This is a genomic window from Rhodococcus sp. T2V, assembly GCF_029269925.1.
Classification (GTDB): domain Bacteria; phylum Actinomycetota; class Actinomycetes; order Mycobacteriales; family Mycobacteriaceae; genus Rhodococcus_F; species Rhodococcus_F koreensis.
Window position 1 is genome coordinate 30,274 of sequence record NZ_JARJBD010000080.1, and the last position, 17,325, is coordinate 47,598.

General features: G+C 63.6%; 14 protein-coding genes and 1 pseudogene. 10 read left to right on the forward strand and 5 right to left on the reverse strand.

The window, feature by feature from the left end; translation table 11 throughout:
• Positions 1 to 442: 442 nt before the first annotated feature.
• From P3H15_RS40785 to P3H15_RS40800, 4 genes are all read left to right on the forward strand, one after another.
• A complete protein-coding gene (locus tag P3H15_RS40785) occupies positions 443 to 1,915 on the forward strand; it encodes an aldehyde dehydrogenase family protein (RefSeq protein WP_276142475.1) in 1,473 nt (490 codons plus the stop codon).
• A gap of 72 nt (positions 1,916 to 1,987) precedes the next feature.
• Complete coding sequence (locus P3H15_RS40790) at positions 1,988 to 3,604, forward strand: NAD(P)/FAD-dependent oxidoreductase (protein ID WP_276142476.1); 1,617 nt, start codon at positions 1,988 to 1,990, stop codon at positions 3,602 to 3,604.
• Between the two features lie 44 nt (positions 3,605 to 3,648).
• Positions 3,649 to 4,554, forward strand: coding sequence for an alpha/beta hydrolase (locus P3H15_RS40795; RefSeq protein ID WP_276142477.1), 906 nt, complete (start codon positions 3,649 to 3,651; stop codon positions 4,552 to 4,554).
• Between the two features lie 171 nt (positions 4,555 to 4,725).
• Positions 4,726 to 5,526 (forward strand): crotonase/enoyl-CoA hydratase family protein, encoded by an 801-nt coding sequence (locus P3H15_RS40800; RefSeq protein WP_276142478.1) that lies wholly within the window; start codon positions 4,726 to 4,728, stop codon positions 5,524 to 5,526.
• 114 nt (positions 5,527 to 5,640) lie between these two features.
• On the opposite strand, the gene P3H15_RS40805 is transcribed toward P3H15_RS40800, so the two are convergent.
• Genes P3H15_RS40805 through P3H15_RS40815 form a run of 3 tightly spaced genes read right to left on the reverse strand, consistent with a single transcriptional unit; the run spans position 5,641 to position 9,052 of the window.
• Positions 5,641 to 6,669, reverse strand: coding sequence for an acyl-CoA dehydrogenase family protein (locus tag P3H15_RS40805; RefSeq protein ID WP_276142479.1), 1,029 nt, complete (start codon positions 6,667 to 6,669; stop codon positions 5,641 to 5,643).
• Positions 6,669 to 7,814, reverse strand: a complete 1,146-nt coding sequence (locus P3H15_RS40810) for an acyl-CoA dehydrogenase family protein (RefSeq protein ID WP_276142480.1) — start codon at positions 7,812 to 7,814, stop codon at positions 6,669 to 6,671. Before P3H15_RS40810 ends, P3H15_RS40805 begins: the two co-directional genes overlap by 1 nt.
• Positions 7,811 to 9,052 carry a CaiB/BaiF CoA-transferase family protein gene (locus P3H15_RS40815; RefSeq protein WP_276142481.1) on the reverse strand — a complete coding sequence of 414 codons (1,242 nt, stop codon included), beginning with the start codon at positions 9,050 to 9,052 and terminating at the stop codon, positions 7,811 to 7,813. The genes P3H15_RS40810 and P3H15_RS40815 overlap by 4 nt, the downstream gene beginning before the upstream one ends.
• Positions 9,053 to 9,201: 149 nt before the next feature.
• Here P3H15_RS40815 and P3H15_RS40820 point away from each other — a divergent pair, with 149 nt between their 5' ends.
• The gene (locus tag P3H15_RS40820; protein WP_276142482.1) at positions 9,202 to 9,960 is read left to right on the forward strand and encodes an IclR family transcriptional regulator; all 759 of its coding nucleotides are present in this window, start codon (positions 9,202 to 9,204) and stop codon (positions 9,958 to 9,960) included.
• Positions 9,961 to 9,984: 24 nt separating this feature from the next.
• Here P3H15_RS40820 and P3H15_RS40825 read toward each other — a convergent pair whose 3' ends face one another.
• The gene (locus P3H15_RS40825) at positions 9,985 to 10,917 is read right to left on the reverse strand and encodes an alpha/beta hydrolase (protein ID WP_276142483.1); all 933 of its coding nucleotides are present in this window, start codon (positions 10,915 to 10,917) and stop codon (positions 9,985 to 9,987) included.
• A 231-nt stretch (positions 10,918 to 11,148) separates the two neighbouring features.
• Here P3H15_RS40825 and P3H15_RS40830 point away from each other — a divergent pair, with 231 nt between their 5' ends.
• From P3H15_RS40830 to nudC, 3 genes are all read left to right on the forward strand, one after another.
• On the forward strand, positions 11,149 to 11,892 hold the full coding sequence (locus P3H15_RS40830) for an alpha/beta fold hydrolase (RefSeq protein WP_276142484.1): 744 nt from the start codon (positions 11,149 to 11,151) through the stop codon (positions 11,890 to 11,892).
• A gap of 69 nt (positions 11,893 to 11,961) precedes the next feature.
• Positions 11,962 to 12,264, forward strand: a complete 303-nt coding sequence (locus P3H15_RS40835) for a Dabb family protein (RefSeq protein ID WP_276142485.1) — start codon at positions 11,962 to 11,964, stop codon at positions 12,262 to 12,264.
• A gap of 74 nt (positions 12,265 to 12,338) precedes the next feature.
• A complete protein-coding gene (nudC, locus tag P3H15_RS40840) occupies positions 12,339 to 13,265 on the forward strand; it encodes an NAD(+) diphosphatase (RefSeq protein ID WP_276142486.1) in 927 nt (308 codons plus the stop codon).
• 40 nt (positions 13,266 to 13,305) lie between these two features.
• Here nudC and P3H15_RS40845 read toward each other — a convergent pair whose 3' ends face one another.
• On the reverse strand, positions 13,306 to 15,048 hold the full coding sequence (locus tag P3H15_RS40845) for a sigma-54-dependent Fis family transcriptional regulator (protein ID WP_276142487.1): 1,743 nt from the start codon (positions 15,046 to 15,048) through the stop codon (positions 13,306 to 13,308).
• 207 nt (positions 15,049 to 15,255) lie between these two features.
• On the opposite strand from P3H15_RS40845, the gene P3H15_RS40850 reads away from it, so the two are divergent.
• A complete protein-coding gene (locus tag P3H15_RS40850) occupies positions 15,256 to 16,512 on the forward strand; it encodes an NAD(P)/FAD-dependent oxidoreductase (protein ID WP_276142488.1) in 1,257 nt (418 codons plus the stop codon).
• Positions 16,513 to 16,735: 223 nt separating this feature from the next.
• Positions 16,736 to 17,325: pseudogene (locus P3H15_RS40855) on the forward strand (hypothetical protein); the annotation flags it as partial.

Genomic DNA, 17,325 nt, shown 5'->3' on the forward strand with positions numbered 1-17,325 from the left:
GGCCGGGGCGTTGGACGGCCCACTGGCTGTCGCCATCGCAGCGATTCGATGCCACTGCGCCGCAGTAGATGTGCGAACAGGGAGCGGATGTCGTGAAGGTCGAGTCGCTGAGTGGGCGATGCCGGTCCGGGTGCCGGCCGAAAGCGCCGGGCAGCAGCGAGTCTGATGCCTCCGAGTCGTCAAAGGCATTTGAGTGCAGGGCTTTTGAGGGCAAGGGAGCGAATTGTCCCAATTGCTGCGATTACCGTCGCTCTACCCGCCCCGAGCGCGGAAGGTCCGGCATCGACCCGCCCGCGGTCGACGTTCGGACTACCGAACTGCCGAGAAGGGTTTCGTACCGGCACGGCTGCCGCGTTGCGCGGACGGCTGATCAGGCAATTCAACTCCGCGCCGGGTGGTGAACTTGCACCATTTCTGCGCCTACACAGATCGGGGAACAAAGATGTCCGTGAACTTGGACCACCCAGCGTTGTCGTCGTCGATCGCTGACGGGAGAACGTTGTACATCGCAGGTCGATGGCGCACCGCCACCGACACTTTCAAGCGTGTAGATCCCTCCGATCTCCGCCGTGTGACGGGAATCTACGCTTCGGCGACTCCTGGCGATGTCGAGGCCGGGTATGCGGCCGCTGCCGGTGCTCAACCAGCGTGGTCGGAGTCGACAGCGATTCAGCGGTCGGACTTTCTTCGTGCTGCCGCTGACCTTTTGGAAAGCCGCGTTCACGAAGCTGCGCTGACGATCACCGCGGACATGGGGAAGGCGATCCGCGACGCACGCGCCGAGGTCCTGCGAAGTGTCGCCATTCTGCGCTACTACGCCGGCGAGGTCCTGCAGCCCAGTGGTGAGACGTACCCCAGTGCTGATTCGCACACGATGCTGATGACGGTCGAGCAGCCGCTCGGCGTCGTCTGTGCAATCACACCGTGGAACTTCCCCTTCGCGCTTCCGGCATGGAAGATCGCGGCGGCAATAGGTTTCGGGAACGCAGTGGTGTGGAAGCCCGCCGAACCGGCCTGCGGATCCGCGGTGTTCCTGACGCGGATCCTCGCAGAAGCCGGGTTGCCCGCGGGGGTCCTCAATCTGGTGACAGGCAGCGGTAGAAAGCTTTCGGCGGCACTCACCGGGAACGCGCGACTCGCAGCCTTGACCTTCACCGGTTCGGGTGCGGTCGGGTCGCGACTGCGACAGGCCGTCGCCGATCGCAACGTCAAGGTCCAGCTCGAGCTGGGCGGCAAGAACCCATCCATTGTGCTCGCCGACGCCGATGTCGAGGATGCAGCGCTACAGATCGTCAAGAGCGCGATGCTTCACACCGGACAGCGCTGCACAGCGACGAGCCGGGTCTACGTCGACCGCACCGTCGCTCCCAGACTACGAGAACTGCTGGTGAAGCATGCTGACGCGCTCGTCGTCGGTGATCCGTACGACGATGCCACCGACATCGGGCCCCTGGCCTCGGTGGAGCAACGTGACACGGTGGCCGGATACCTGCAACTCGCCCGCGACGAGAACGCCGAGTTCCTCACCGGCGGGGAGTTCGATTCCGACACTTGCTATATCGCCCCCACCGTTCTGGCCGGAGTGTCGGAGAAAAGCAGGCTCGTCCGGGAGGAGATCTTCGGACCAGTCGTGACCGTGCACGAAGTCGACGGATTCGACGATGCACTGTTGGCCGCGAACGACACGGACTACGGCCTGTCCTCTGGAGTGTTCACCCGAGACATCGCGACCGCGATGACCTTCATCCGGCAAACACAATCGGGGTTGGTGCACGTCAATCGCGAGACGAGCAGTGTCGAGCCACATGTGCCGTTCGGCGGCCTCAAAGGCTCGAGCAGCATGAGCAGAGAACAAGGGAAGGCCGCACGTACCTTCTTCACAACCACCAAGACCGCGTATGTCCGCTGGACCTAGAGGCCACGCCGGACGGCCTTCGCGTAATCAAGACAACCCCCCAAGTAACCCTTGGCTCAAGAGGAGACCAACATGAGCACTGCCGCACCAGCTGTGACCGAAGTACTCGACGTTCTCGTTGTCGGAGCAGGATTCGCCGGGCTGTACCAGCTCGAACATCTGCGGAGTCGAGGGTACTCGGTGAAAGTAGTCGAGGCGGGTGAGGACCTGGGCGGAATCTGGCACTGGAACCGCTACCCGGGTGCCCGAGTGGACAGCGAAGGCCCCATCTACCAGTTCACGCGGCCCGACCTGTGGGATGACTTCGCGTTCTCCGAGCTCTACCCCGGAGGGGAGGAACTGCGCCGCTACTTCAAGTACGTCGACGCGAAGCTCGATCTGAGCAGGGACATCTACTACAACACCCGGGTCGCTTCCGCCGAGTTCGACGATAAGACGAATACCTGGACCGTGACCGCGGAGAACGGAAGCATTTTCGTCTGCAAGTACTTCGTTCTGTGCACCGGATTCGCGGCAAAGCCGATCTTCCCGAAGCTCCCGGGAATGGACAGCTTCGCAGGGATCGACCACCACACCGGTCTGTGGCCGGAAGGCGGAATCGATTTCGCAGGAAAGCGAATCGCCATTATCGGTACCGGGGCCAGCGGTGTGCAGGTCGCGCAGGAGGCGGCGAAGGAAGCCGCGCAGCTGACCATCTTCCAGCGCACCCCCGTTCAGGCGCTCCCGATGCGACAGCGCCAGCTCACCGACGAGGACAACGCGAAGATCAAGTCCGATCTGGCGGACAGATTCCGTCGTCGTTCGGCGTCATTCTCCGGCTTCGACTTCGACTTCATTCCCAAGTCAGCCCTCGCGGTGAGCGACGAGGAGCGAACCGCCACTTACGAGCGACTGTGGGAGTTCGGTTTCGAGTTCTGGCTCGGAACGTACCACGACGTCTTCGTCGACGACGACGCAAACGACACAGCCTACGAGTTCTGGCGTGACCGGACGCGTGCCCGGATCAAGGACCCGGTCATCGCAGAGAAGCTGGCGCCGATGACGAAGGCGTACCCGTTCGGTGTGAAGCGCCCCTCGCTGGAGCGGACGTACTACGACATCTTCAACCAGGACAACGTGCGTCTGGTCGATCTGCACGAGGACCCGATCGAGACGATCACGCCCACCGGGCTGACGACCACATCGGAAGAGCACGAGTTCGACATCATCGTCTATGCAACGGGCTTCGATGCCGTCACCGGTGGCCTGACCGCCATCGACATTCGCGGCACCGACGGTACATTGCTGCGGGACAAGTGGTCGAACGGTGTGCGGGCAAACCTCGGGGTCGCAACGGCAGGATTCCCCAACCTGCTGTTCCTCTACGGACCACTGAGCCCGTCGGGCTTCTGCAACGGGCCCAGCTGCGCCGAGATCCAAGGTGACCTCATCGTCAACACCATCGACTACATGCGGGACAACGGGTTGAACCGTATCGAATCCGAGGCGGACGCGGATGCTGCCTGGTCCGATCACGTCGCCGAGCTGACGGCCGAGGCGCTCTACGACAAAGCCGACTCCTGGTACATGGGTGCCAACGTCCCGGGTAAGCCGCGGCAGTTGCTGAACTACCCCGGTGGTCTTCCCCTCTACCTGGCCAAGTGGGACGAGACCGTGTGTGCGGGATACAAGGGCTTCACGCTTTCCTGAACAGTCAATTTCCTCCCTCGAGCAGTGATGAAAGTGAGCAACACATGTCCGTGAGCAAAGAATCCCTGTTCCTCAACGACCTGTACGCCTCGTGGCTCACCCGGTCCGAAGGAATGGACCTCGCCAGTCAGCGAGATATGTTCGAAGAGTGGCATCTTCCGACCATCGAACCCGTCGACGTCACCTATGAGGAAGTGACAGCCAACGGTGTGCCGGCAACGTGGGCCAAGCCTGTGGGGGCCGCCGAGGACCGCGTGATCGTCTTCACCCACGGTGGCGGGTTCGTGACAGGTTCACGGTTCTCACACCGCAAGCTCGCAGCACACCTCGCCAAACTGGCGGGAGTTCACGCCCTGATCGTGGACTACCGGCTCGCGCCGGAGCACAAGCACCCCGCCCAACTCGAAGACTGCATGGCCGTCCACAAGTGGCTCCGCACGCAGGGTTACAAGGCGGAGTACACGGCGACTGTCGGCGACTCGGCGGGCGCCAATCTCGCGATCTCGACAGCGTTCGAACTCGCGAGCCTGGAACTTCCCACTCCTGCTGCCGTCGTCACGCTCTCGCCGTGGCTCGATATGGAGATCAAGGGGTTGACGGTCGAATCGAACGACGCGGTCGACGTATTGGCCAAGAGGGCGGTTCTGGAAATGATGCGGGGGATGTTCCTGTCCGACCCCGCAGACGCGACGGACCCGCGGGCGAACCCACTGCTCAGCGACTACACCGACTTCCCTCCGGTGTACGTATCGGTCGGAGGCCATGAGACCCTGCTGGACGACTCACGTCGGTTGGCCGAATTGATCGAGAAGGCGAGCGGCGAGGTCGTGCTCGACGTGGTCGATGAGCAACAGCATGTATTCCACTTCAACGCGGGACGGGCACCGGAGGCGGATCAAGCGTTGAGCCGGATTGCCCGGTGGCTGCGACCCAAGTTGGGCCTCGCCTGAACCCCGCCTGCGCCGCGTGCATATGAACGCGAAGGCTCTCAGCGGCAAGAGGTGAACGTGCTCGTCGGCGGCGGTCCACACCGGTGTGGACCGCCGCCGACGAGTTCGTTCGCGTGCCGGTCGGGTACCAGTCGAACGATCGATCCGCAGTGAAGATAGGGAGATACACCCATGGATAGTCCAGTCCTCGTCCAACGCGACGGGTTCATCGAGACATGGACGATTAATCGACCCGCGCAGAGCAATCCTGTTTCCGGGATGGACGTAGTCGACGCATTGGTCGCCTGCGTCGAGGCCGTCAACGCCGACTACGGTGTGCGAGCTGTCATCGTCACCGGTGCCGGATCGACGTTCTCCGCCGGCGGCAACGTCAAGGACATGGCGAATCGTCGCGGATTGTTCGGGGGGAAACCTCACGAACAACGGGATGGCTACAGAGCTGGGATACAACGGATTCCGCGGATCATGTACAACTGCGACGTACCGCTCATCGCAGCAGTGAACGGCCCTGCAATCGGCGCCGGATGCGACCTCGCCCTCATGTGCGACCTCCGCATTGCCAGCAGGAAGGCCTTCTTTGCAGAGAGCTTCGTCAAGCTGGGAATCATCCCGGGTGACGGTGGCGCGTGGCTGCTGCCCAAGGCCGTCGGGATGGCGCGGGCGGCTGAGATGATCTTGACGGGCGACCGTGTCGACGCGGTCGAGGCACTCGAGTGGGGATTGGTCTCCAGTGTCGTGGCGCCGGAGAAGCTGCTCGACGAAGCCCGCGCGCTCGCCGGCCGGGTGGCCGCCAATCCGCCGCACTCGGTACGGATGGCCAAGCGGCTCCTGCGCGAGGGACAGCACCAAAGCCTCGACAGTCTCCTCGAATTGTCCGCTGCCATGCAGGCGCTGGTTCAGCAGACGACCGATCACACGGAGGCAGTCAACGCCTTCATGGAGAAGCGAACTGCCACCTTCACCGGCGAGTGACGTGCCCGAGAACCGAAGAACTCCGTGGAGGCGGATCGGATGCCTCCACGGAGTTCCTTTTTTTCAGGTCACCTCACGAAACGGGTGCCCACTTCTGATGGCGCCTGGGGTGCATCAGCGGGTGATGAGACCCCAGAGATTGTCGCAACCTGCGTCGAGAGCGGCGGTAGTCAAGATCTCGTCCCAGTAGTGGACGGATCCGAATTCCGAGCGCCACGCCAGGGCGGATGTGGTGAATTCGTGCAGCCGGTGCTCGCGGGTGGTGCCGATCGCACCGTGTACCTGGTGGGCGTTACGGACGACGACCGATGCCGCGTGTCCGGCACACGACCGGGCGACGGCAATGAGGAGTTCGAGGTTCTCACTCGACCACTGCGCGCGGACCGCTTCCGTCAGAGCCGCTTCGGTCGCTGTTCGGGCGAGGGAAGCTTCGGCTGCCATATCGGCCACCAGGTTCTGCACGGCTTGAAACCTGGCCAGTGGGCGTCCGAACTGCACTCGCTCGGTGGTGTGGGCGACGGAGAGATCGAGGATGCGATCGAGGGCGGAACACACCTGCAACGCTCGGATGAGGGCGCCCCGCAGAAAAAGTTGTCGGATCACCGAGTCCGACACTGCGGTGCCCGACAATGCGGCCGTGTCGACGGAAACGACGTCGCGGGGTTCGTCGGCGAGGTTGGACCCGGAGGTGATGTCGAAGACTGTTGCCTCGAGGTCGGCGACGACGTACGTGTCGTTGTTCCGCCAGACCGTGACGATCTTGTCTGCCTGGGACGCCCACGGCACCCCGCGGGCGACGCCGTTCTCGTCGAGTACGCATGCAGTGAGCCGCGCATCGTCCATCGGGAGGCCGGCCTCGTCGAGGAGCCAACCGGCGAGCAGGTCGTGTTCGGCGAGAGGAATCCGGACCCCGTGCGACACCGCGGCGCGCAGGAGTTCCGCGGCCTCGTACCAGCCTGCGCCGCTGCCGCCGGTCTCTTCGCGGCCGGTCAGCCGGACCAGACCCAGTTCGTCGAGTTGCGCCCACAGCGAGGGATCGCACGTGGCCATCCCGTACTCGGGCCCGTTCCGTTCCCGGTGATCGGAAAAGACCGCGGACATCATGTCGGTGAGGTCCGCGTCGACCGTGGTTGGTGCGTGCATCAGCGTATCCCCAATCCCCGCGCGATCACGCCGCGCAGAACTTCGTTGGTGCCGCCCCGCAGAGTAAATCCCGGGCGTTGGACGATGGCGTCCTCGAGCATCGAAAGATAATGAGTTGGCGAAGATTCGTCGGTGAGGAGGTCGGCAAAGTCGGCTATGTCGCCTTCGGTGGACGTCCCGAGGACCTTGACCACGGCGGCGGCGGTGTCGGCGGGTTCGTGGCGCTCGAGTGCGCCCGCCACTGCGGTCGACATCTGGTGCAGACCGGCGAGCCGTCCGAAATGCCGGCCCAGGTTCGAATGCCGCGGCAAGGTTCCCTGCTTCATCTGTTCGGCGGTCTTCGCGAGCAGGACGAATGTCGACAGGAATCGTTCCGGGCCGCTGCGTTCGAAGCTGAGTTCCGAGGTGACCTGCTGCCACCCGTTGTCGATGGTGCCGAAGACCATCTCGTCCTCGACGTAAACCTCGTCGAGGAGGACCTCGTTGAAGTGGTGCTGCCCGTTCATCGACACGATCGGCCGGATGTCGACCCCGGGGGCGTGCAGATCGACGATGAACTGGCTGAGGCCATCGTGTCGATGTGCCGGATCGAGTGGGGCGGTGCGGGCGAGGCAGATGAACGCGTCCGCGCGATGAGCACCGGAGGTCCAGACCTTGGCTCCGGTAATAGACCACCCTCCGTCCGCTCGGGTGGCCTTTGTGCGCACACTGGCCAAGTCGGACCCGGAATCCGGCTCGCTCATACCGATCCCGAAATAGCATTCCCCGCGCGCGATGGCCGGTAAGAACTTGTGTTTCTGGACCTCGGTGCCGTACTTGAGCAGCGACGGGACAATCTGCCGGTCGGCGATCCAGTGGGCGGCGACGGGGGCGCCGGCGGCGAGCAGCTCTTCGGTGACGACGAACCGTTCGAGGTGGCGTCGACCGTGGCCGCCGTACTCGGCGGGCACGGTCATGCCGAGCCATCGGCGGTCGGCCAATGCACGTGTGAAGTCCTCGTCCCAGCCGGTCAACCAGGAGTCGACCTGTCGGCCGATCTTGCCTTCACTGAGTTGCTCGGCAAGAAACTCACGGACCTCGGTCCGCAAGTCGTCCACGGCGTGTGGGTCACTGGAGACCGGGGGCACCAATCTGAGGTTGATCATGATGGTTCTTCCATTCGAGAGGAGGTGGCCTGAGGCGACGTCGCCGTCACGACGGATGCATCGGCCAGCGCATGGACGCGATCGGCGGAGTAACCGAGATCTTGGAGGATCGTGAAGGTGTCCTCACCGAGCAGGGGAGCGTGTCGGCTGAACGAAATCGGTGTGCGCGACATCGCGAACGGAGTGCGGGTGGCGTAATACTCGCCTTCGGTGGGATGTTCACGCTTGGTGATCAATTCCTGGTCCAGGACGTAGGCGCTCTCGTGTGCGTGGGCGAGATCGAGTAGGTCGGACGCGGGAATTCCCTGTGTCTCACACAAGTTCAGCCATTCCCGGGTGGTCCGGCTCGGGACGGCCTCACGGATCGCCGAGAGGAGTTCGCCCATGTGGGTGTGGCGGTCGTTCACCGAGGCGTAGCGAGGGTTGTTCACCAGGTCGGCGCGGCCGGCGATGATGAAGAAGTCGTTCCAGTTCTTCGCCGAGTACGGCATGATGCAGATCCAGCCGTCGGCCGTCTGGTGCGGGACTCGTTCCGGTGTCAGTACCCGCGCCCATCCGAAGTTCCCTTCGGCGGGGGCGAAGGTGTGGCCACCGAAGTGCTCGACGAGATTGAAGCCGATCATCGCGTCGACCATCGGCACGTCGACCTCCTGACCGAGGCCGGTGCGGTTCTTCTCCATCGCGGCGGCGAGGACGGCGATGACGATGTAGAGACCGACGACCTTGTCGGCGATGACGTATGGGGCATAACGAGGTTCACCGTCGATGAGTTCCGTGAGTTTCGCGGCGCCGGACGCTGCTTGCACGATGTCGTCGTAGGCGGGGTAGTCCCGGAAGGCGGTCTCGGAGCCGTACGCCTGTGCGGTGCAGAGGATCAGTCCCGGATTGTTCTCCGAGAGCCGCTCATAGGTGATGCCCAACTTCTGCCGGGAGCGCGGCCGGAGATTCGTCACCAACACATCCGCGGTACGCACCAGATCGTCGAGGATCTCGCGGCCCTCCTCGGAGGCGAGGTCGATCGCGATGCTGCGCTTGTTGCGCTGGAGGTTGAGTGTCAGAGCGCTCATACCTTCATGGCGGCGGGCACCTACATCTCGGCTCATGTCACCGTCGAGACTCTCGACCTTGATGACGTCTGCGCCCATGTCGGCGAGGGTTGCGGTGGCGAAGGGACCCATGATCACGGTCGTCAGATCGATGACGCGCAGACCATGAAGAGCGCCGGGTGTGAGTTCCACTGAAACCTCTTTCGCTGCGACAGGAAGCACTTCAAGGACTATGTCAGCCGGAGCAATTTTCCGCAATAAAGGAGTTGATTACTGATATAAGTAAGATAGAGTGGGTGGTGACCGCTCGGATGGAGCAGTGCCCGTAGGGAGAATGTGCCGTGACGCAACCAGATGACGCCCTCAATGTTCGAGGCCGCAGTCGCCATCGAACCGTGGACCGCATTGCTGCGATTCTCGAGCTCGTGGCCCGATCCCGCACCGGACTCACCTTGAGTGGGATGGCCAAAGAGCTGGACGCGCCGATCAGTTCGACGCAAGGTCTCGTCAACGGGCTCGTTGCGACGGGTTATCTCGAGGAGCACGAGCGACGGTACTCGCTCGGCAGTGCCCCGTATCTACTCAACCGCCTCGCTGGGCGGCAGCCCGTCTCGACGGTCACGCACGCCGACCTCGAAGACGTCCACGCGAGTTCCGGCTTGACGACCGTGCTGTCGATCGCCGTCGGTCCGAACATCTTCTACGTCGACTACTGCTCTTCCGACCCACGGTTCGCGTACCTCGCCGAGAACTACGTGAGGCGATCGCTCATCCGTACCTCCGGCGGCTGGATACTGCTTGCCGGGATGGACAAGCGTGACCTCTGGGCGTACATCCAGACTCTGCCCGACGAGGATCGCGACACTGTCGAGCGGTTCTTCGCTGCCCTACCGGAGATCGAACAGACCGGAATCTGCGCCTCCCCCAACGAGTCGACCGACGGCGACGGTGTCTCGGTCGCGGTTCGCGAGAACGGCAAGACCGTCGCCGCCGTCGGTGTCATCGCACCACATACCGTGATCACGAAGGAGCGCGACAGGCTGGTCGCCCTCTTGGAGCAAGGTGCCCGGAGTTGGTCCGATCGCAGCGTACGACTGTAATGCTGTCGACCCGGGACACCGTGGTCAGTCGGCGAACTGCTTGCCGAGGAATTCGACGACGGCACCGTGCAGTTCAGCGCTGCGCGGAATGGCACCGGTCATCCAGTACACGGCATGGACAAGGCCTTCATACAGTTCGACCTGCACGGGGACGCCCTGGTCGGCCAGCCTCCGGCCGAAGTCCACGCCCTCGTCCCGAGTGACCTCGTATTCGTTGAGCAACAGCAGGGTGGAGGGAAGCCCCGCCAGATCCGCGGCCTTGGCCGGGGAGGCGTACGGATTCTCGGCGTCTTCCGGGGTGGCCAGGTACTGCTCCCAGAACCAGTCGATGGCTGCCGTGGTGACCAGGTACCCCTCGGCGTTCTCCTCGCGCGACGGGAACCGTGCCGTGCCGTCGATGACCGGATAGATCAATACCTGAGCGCGCAGTGCCGGGGCGCCGGTGTCGCGTGCCCGGAGGGCTGTGACCGCGGCCAGGTTGCCTCCGGCGCTGTCACCCATGACGGCTACGCGCGTGCCGTCGCCACCGAAGTCGGCTGCGTGCTCGACCACCCAGTTCAGTGCGGCGAACGCATCGTCGGGTGCGGCAGGAAACCTGTGCTCGGGAGCCAGCCGGTAACTCAGTGCAGCCACGATGACCTTCGCGTCGGCGGCCAGCGCGCGACATGGCTGCTCGGTGACGTCGAGGCTGCCGGCGACCCAGCCACCGCCGTGGATGTACACCACGATCGGCAGAGGTGTGTCGGACTCCGGGATGTAGAGACGCACCGCCTGGTCGCCACCGGGGCCGGGGTAAACCGTGTCGACGACACGAGCGACATCCGCCTTCGGTGCCTGAAGGTCGCCGAAGGACTCGACGACCCCACGGACTTCAGCAATGCTCATCTGCTCGAACGACTTCAGTCCCTGCTCGTGCAGAGTGTCTATCAAATTCTTGACCGCAGGATCGAGTGCCATGGTGTTCTCCTTCATGTCATGAGCAAGTCTGTTCAGCCGGCAGGTGGAGCCACACTATGGGGGCGTCCGGCGCGGGGAGTGTCCGAAAATCACACACGCATCTGCGCCCCCGGATGTCCCGGGCGTGTGTTTCACAATCGGACACTCCGACGCCCTACCGCGGTTCTAGTTTCATTCGGAGTGATCAACAGACGGCGGGAATTTCAGCGTCGACGACAGAGAGGAACGGCAGTGAGCGCGATTGCAGCGATCGAAGGAAGCGGTGACCATCGGGTCCTGGTGTTGCACGGCTGGGCGCTCGACAGCAGCGTATGGCTCACCGCCCGCGCCCGGACGGATCAGTCCCGCTTCACTTACGCGTACCTCGACTTTCCGGGATACGGGGTCAACCGTCCCGAAGCACCGGTCGACGGAATCGACGGGATGGCCGCGGTCGCCCTCGACGCCGCCGATCAGCTCGGATGGTCGACCTTTTCCGTTCTCGGTCATTCGATGGGCGGCACCACAGCGCTTCGGGTGGCGACCCTGGCACCTGAACGCGTGACCTCGGTCGTCGCACTGACGCCCGTCTCCCCGGCAGGTACCCCTCTCGACGAGGCGACGTACGGTTCCTTCGCCAGGGCCTGGGCCGACCCGGGAGCAGCCATCCGTGGCGCACTGGCACCACACATCGACGCCACAGATCTGAAGAACCTCGTCGACCGCAACCGCTCGACGATGGACCAGGCAATGTGGGAGTCCTACCTGAAGAACTGGACCAGTCCCGACTTCCTCGACCGGATGGGCATCTACGAAGGGCCTACCACCCTGATCGTGGGGGAGAGCGACCCGTTCGTCACCGCCGAGTACCTCGGGGACACGTTGGCGGCCTTGAAGAACGGGAACCTGAAGACCGTTCAGGGCAAAGCCGGGCACTACCCCATGGTGGAGAACGCTCCGGAGACGGTGGCGTTGTCGGAGCAATCTCTGTGCTGATCTGACCGGGAACGCATCCCGGGTTCCGACCATGCCACGTTGGAATGACGAATCCAAGGAGGGTTCTCCATGTTGAATCACGTTGTGACGTTCAAATGGAAGCAGGACGTCAGTGACGAGCACATTCAGTCCTTTCACGAAGCTCTGAGCGCGGTCTCGGAGAATATTCCGGAGGTCGTGGAATACCGTTACGGAAGGGATCTGGCCCTCAAGCCCGGCAGCGGTGACTACGCAATCTCCGCGACCTTCGCAGACGTCCCCGACTTTCGCACCTACCTGGCACATCCCGATCATGTGCGCCTCGTCCAGGAATTCATTTCGGTGATGGCCGAATCATATTCGTCCGTTCAGATCGAATTCGCCTCGCGATAGCCCCGACCGGACCGTCGTTCGCCGAACGACGATCCGGTCGACAGTGTCGCTCGTTTTCCGAAAGTTGCGATCCAGTGGTGAGTGTCGAACACACCCGGCAGGCCCTGTCACGGGGTGCCCTGAGCCGTCCCGTCTCGGTGCGTGACGACGCGGCCGCATGGGTGGAGGCGTGGCCGGATGCCCGAATACTTCGCGTCAACGGTCGCGGTCAGGTCCGGCTTGTCGACAGACAGCTGATGCTGGAACCGGCCGCCGACCTCTACCCGAAGCCTCCCGCGCACGCCGTGCTGCTCGGCGTCTGTGGCACGGTTCACGAGTGGGCGGTGCGGGAGGAGTTCCTCGCTGACAAGTCCTCAGCGGGAGCCGTGGTCGAGGTCGGTGACCTGCGCTCACACGGAGCACACCTCGATGCTGCTGACGCCGACCGGTATGTCACAGCGTTGGCATTGCTGACGTGGCAGGACGACGCCCACTTCTGCGCGCGCGATGGAGCGCCGACAACGCTCACCTCGGGTGGTTGGATGCGCGTGTGCACGGCGTGCGGCCGGGAGGAATATCCGCGTACCGATCCCGCGATCATTTGTCTGGTGCACGACGGGGCAGACCGAGTACTGCTGGCGCGTCAGGCGAACTGGCCGGCACGGAACTTCTCGACGCTGGCGGGCTTCGTCGAGGCGGGCGAGTCTCTGGAAAGCTGTGTGGCACGGGAAGTTGCGGAGGAGGTCGGTCTCGCTGTCTCCGACGTGGTCTACATCGGAAGTCAGCCCTGGCCCTTCCCGCGCTCCCTCATGCTCGGATTCCATGCCACCGCCGACCCTCGCGACGAGCTCGTCTTCAGGGACGGTGAGATCGGCGACGCTCTCTGGTGCACCCGCGCGGAGGTGCGGGAGGCACTGGCTGCCGGGGATTGGACGAGCTCGGCGGATGCGCACGTGTTGTTGCCCGGCGCGGTCTCGATTGCCCGGCGCATGCTCGAGGCCTGGGCGCGAGCCGGTGACTGACGCTCCGTCTCGATCGGCACGGTCCCGTCATCGACTGGCACTACTGCGGAAGGAACCGGCTTCCGTCGATTCCCAGGGCGCGCATTTTGCGGTAGAGGGTGGAGCGAGCTACCCCCAGGCGTTGCGCAGCTAGCAGTTTGTTGCCGTCGGTCTCGACGAGTGCCCTGAGCAACGCGTCACGCTCCGCCAATTCGAGTGAGGTCGAGGCATTTCGGCGGCGTAGATCACCGTCGCGGTATCCGTCGGGCAGATGCTGCACTCCGATGTCGGAGCCCATCGACCGCAGGAGCGAGGACGCCAAAACCGATTCGAGCTCTCTGACATTTCCCGGCCAGTCCCGCGCGAGCAGCAGTTGCAACGCATTGGGTTGTAGGCGCAGGCCGTTGCGGTCCGGGGCGTGCTTACGCAGTAGGGCGACACTGATGTCGGCGATATCTTCGGACCGAAGTCGCAGTGGATCGATCTCGATGCGGCGCATGAAGTGATCGCACAGTCGTCCGGCGGGGCCTTGACGGACCCCTTCGCCGGCGGTGGCAACGATGTGGGCGCGGTGGTCGACGGCCTCACTGAGGACCGCGCAGACGTTGGAGACCAGTTGTTCCGGCAGGAGATCGAGATGCCGGATGATGAGGGCTCCGTCGACCTTGTTCCAATTGACCAGTCCGGCAATCCACGCGTCGGGGTCGAGGGAGGCGGTACCCGCGTCGAACACCGTGAAATGGCCGTCGGCATCCTGCATCCGGTGGAGGGCGCTCGCGGCAAAGAACTTGCCGGCGCCGGGTTCTCCGGTGACGAGCACAGGCGCGTCGGTCGCGGCGAGCCGCTCGAGTTCGGTCTGCAGTCGTTTCGTCGACAAACTGCGGCCGGGGATCTTGACAGTCTCCGTGCGTCTTTCGACCGGGGAGGCCGACGCCAATTGACGGGCGGGCGACTTCTTCGTATCGCGGGGATGCTGCCTCATCTCGATGATGATGCCCGCCGGCGTTCGGGAGTCTCCGACTCTGCGTGCAGCCGCGGAAACCGTGACGTTGTCGGCGAGCCTGACTTCCCCGATGTATTCGTCGCGGCCGGCCAGCATTCGGCATGCCCAATCCCACAGAAGCGCCTGGTCGGACGTGTCGATGATCTGCGCTGCCATCGGAGTGGTCATGATGACGTCCTGATTCAGGGACACCACTGCAGAGGAGCCGCGGCGAGAGGCCTGCAGGAAGGAGCGGAGAAGCAGTTGTTCGCGATCGGAGGACTCGGCGTAGAGGCGTGACTGAATCTCGCGAACGGCTGATTGCGCCAGGGCGCCCATCAGCGCGTTGGAGTCCGACAGGTTGGAGGTGATGTCGAGTATCCCCTCCACGGTGCGGGTGATCGGATGGATGATAGGAACCCCGACGCACGCCAGGCTCTGCAGCGCCTCACGGAAGTGCTCACCACCACTGACTTGGAACGGTCGTCGCTCCTCCAACGCGGTCCCGATCCCGTTGGTGCCGGTGTCCTCCTCGGCATAGCGGAAACCGGGTGCGACGTAAGCGCGGTCCAAACGCGCTCGCAACCCTGCATCGCCCGCCCTGCGGTCGACGATCTGAGCGGCGGAATCGGCCAACAGGATGGTCGCGGGGGCGTCCTGCAGGTGCAGGACGAGGTTGTCGATCACCGGATCGGCGGCTCTCCTCAACCGGCTGTCGCGATCCACGTCCGGCGTGTAGGGAAGGTCGCCATCGCTGGACGAGACGCCGATCACTTCACACCGTCGCCACGACGCCTCGATCTCGGGTCGGAGAGTGCTCAACTCCTGGCTCTCTCGTGATGGCGCTGATGTCCAGAATCGTTCACGTTCATTCCCTGGCTCGCGGCCTGCCTCGTCGATACTCATAGCCACCTTACATAACTGGTCAGGGGATCGTCTGAGCGATCCCCCTTGCAATGTAACCTGGCTCACATCTGTGGCAGTGTCCCGTTTTGCTACAGCCCGCCCACTGTCCCGGACCCGGTGGGGATGACTGCAACGCTGCGCTCGCCACGATCGGAGACTGTGCTCGCCGGGTCTGCCGAGGTGGGCCGACCTGTGTTTTCCCGATGTTGTCGTCTGATGTCGGCTTTGTCGATCTTGCCCACCGCAGTCTTGGTCATCGACTCTCACCAAGCGATCGGGCAGCCAGAACCGGGAGGCCGGCAACGTGTGGGGATCATCGGCACCGGGTCGAGCGGCGTTCAGGTCACCCAAGAGGCCGCCGCAGACGCCGAACAGATCACCATCTTCCAGCGGACGCCCAACCTTGTGCTACCGATGCGGCAGCAACAGTTGACAGGCCAACTCAAGGAGAAGCTGAAGGAAAACCTTCCCGAGCGATTTGCCCAGCGCCGGAGGTCGTTTGCCAGATTCGATATGGACTTCATCCAGAAGAGCGTGTTCGAAGTCTCGGACGAGGAGCGAGCTGACACCTACGAACAGATGTGGGCTACCGGCGGTTTCGAGCTATGGCTCGCCAACTATCAAGATATCTTGCTCGAAGAACACGCGAACCGCACCATGTACGACTTCTGGCGCAACAAGGTCCATCAGCGCGTCACCGATCCGATCAAGGCCGAGAAGCTTGCCCCGAAGGATCCGCCCCATCCGTTCGGGACGAAGCGACCCTCGCTGGAGCAGAACTTCTATGATGTGGTGAACCAGGAAAACGTCGACATCCTCGACGTCAACAAGGATCCGATCGAGCGGATCACCCCGACGGGTGCCCATACCAAGTCCGGTCCACGCGAGTTCGACATCCTGGTGTTCGCCACAGGTTTCGACGCGAACCGCGGTGGCATCACGTCGATCGATATCCGAGGCACCAATGATCAACTCCTGAGCCACAAGTGGTCCGAGCGGCTCGATACCTTCATCAGACTCGCCACTGCAGGATTCCCCAACCTGATGTTCGTGTACGGCCCGCAGAGCCCTGCCGGATTCTGCAACGGGCCCACTTGCGCGGAGGTGCAAGGAGAGATCGTGGTCGACTTCCTGACTCACGTTCGCGACGGCGGATACCAGCGGTTCGAGACCAGCGAGGACGCAGAGCAATCATGGACGGCGCACGTGGAGGAAGTCTTCCACATGTCGCTCTTTCCGCGGGTCAAGTCTTGGTATCACGGGGCAAACATTCCCGGTAAGCCGAGCCAGATGTTCAACTACTCTGGCGGCCTTCCTTCCTACTTCGACCACTGGGAGGAAAACGTCGCGGCCGGGTACAAGGCATTCAACCTGTCCTGATCACGCGCGCGAACGGCGGACAGGTCGACCAACATCGGATCTCGCGGAAATCGTCGGGCGCAGGGTCCGGCGGCCCTCACATCCTGCCAATGAGTTCCGATGATGGCGGTCGTCGCGGTATCCGACCTGCTCGCCCTCGACGCGCGCGAGCCGCCGGCCTGACGACCGTCCGGCGGCCGCTCGTCGACAATGGCCCAAAGCGGCGCAACTGCTGCTCGAGCTTGTGTATGCCGAGCTCGAGCGCCGCGGTTTCTCGGCGGAGAACGCGATCTTCGGGATGGGTGGCGGGCTGTTGCAGCACTGCAACCGGGACACGATGAACTTCGGGCAGAAGGCGTCGGCGGTGTGTGTGAATGGTGAATGGCGGGGCATCGCGAAGGCGCCGACCGGGGATGCGATGAAGGCGTCCAAGCGTGGCCGTCTCGGGTTGCGACTGTCGCAGGGTGAGTACCAGACGGTGCCGCGGGAGTCGATCTCGCCGGAGGAGAACATCCTGCAGCCGGTGTTCCGTGACGGCAAGTTGCTGCGGAAGTGGGATTTCTCCGAGCTGATCGTGCGTAGTGAGCGGGAGGTGCCGGAGAGCTATTACGCCGAGGCCATCGCACCCGTGCGTGAAGGTGCCAGTCCGCCGCAGTTGTTCGCGGGCATACGGATTGCCGGTTCGTGTATGGCTAGGCATTGTGTGCGTAGTCAGTTCGCTCTGGTAGCTGCGGTGAACCTGCTCGTGGGCGGAGGCGGAGAGGGTAGCGTGCGCTTGGCGCGTGCGAGCGAGCGCTGTGCGGCGGCGGTGACGGCTTCGGCGGTGAAGCCGAA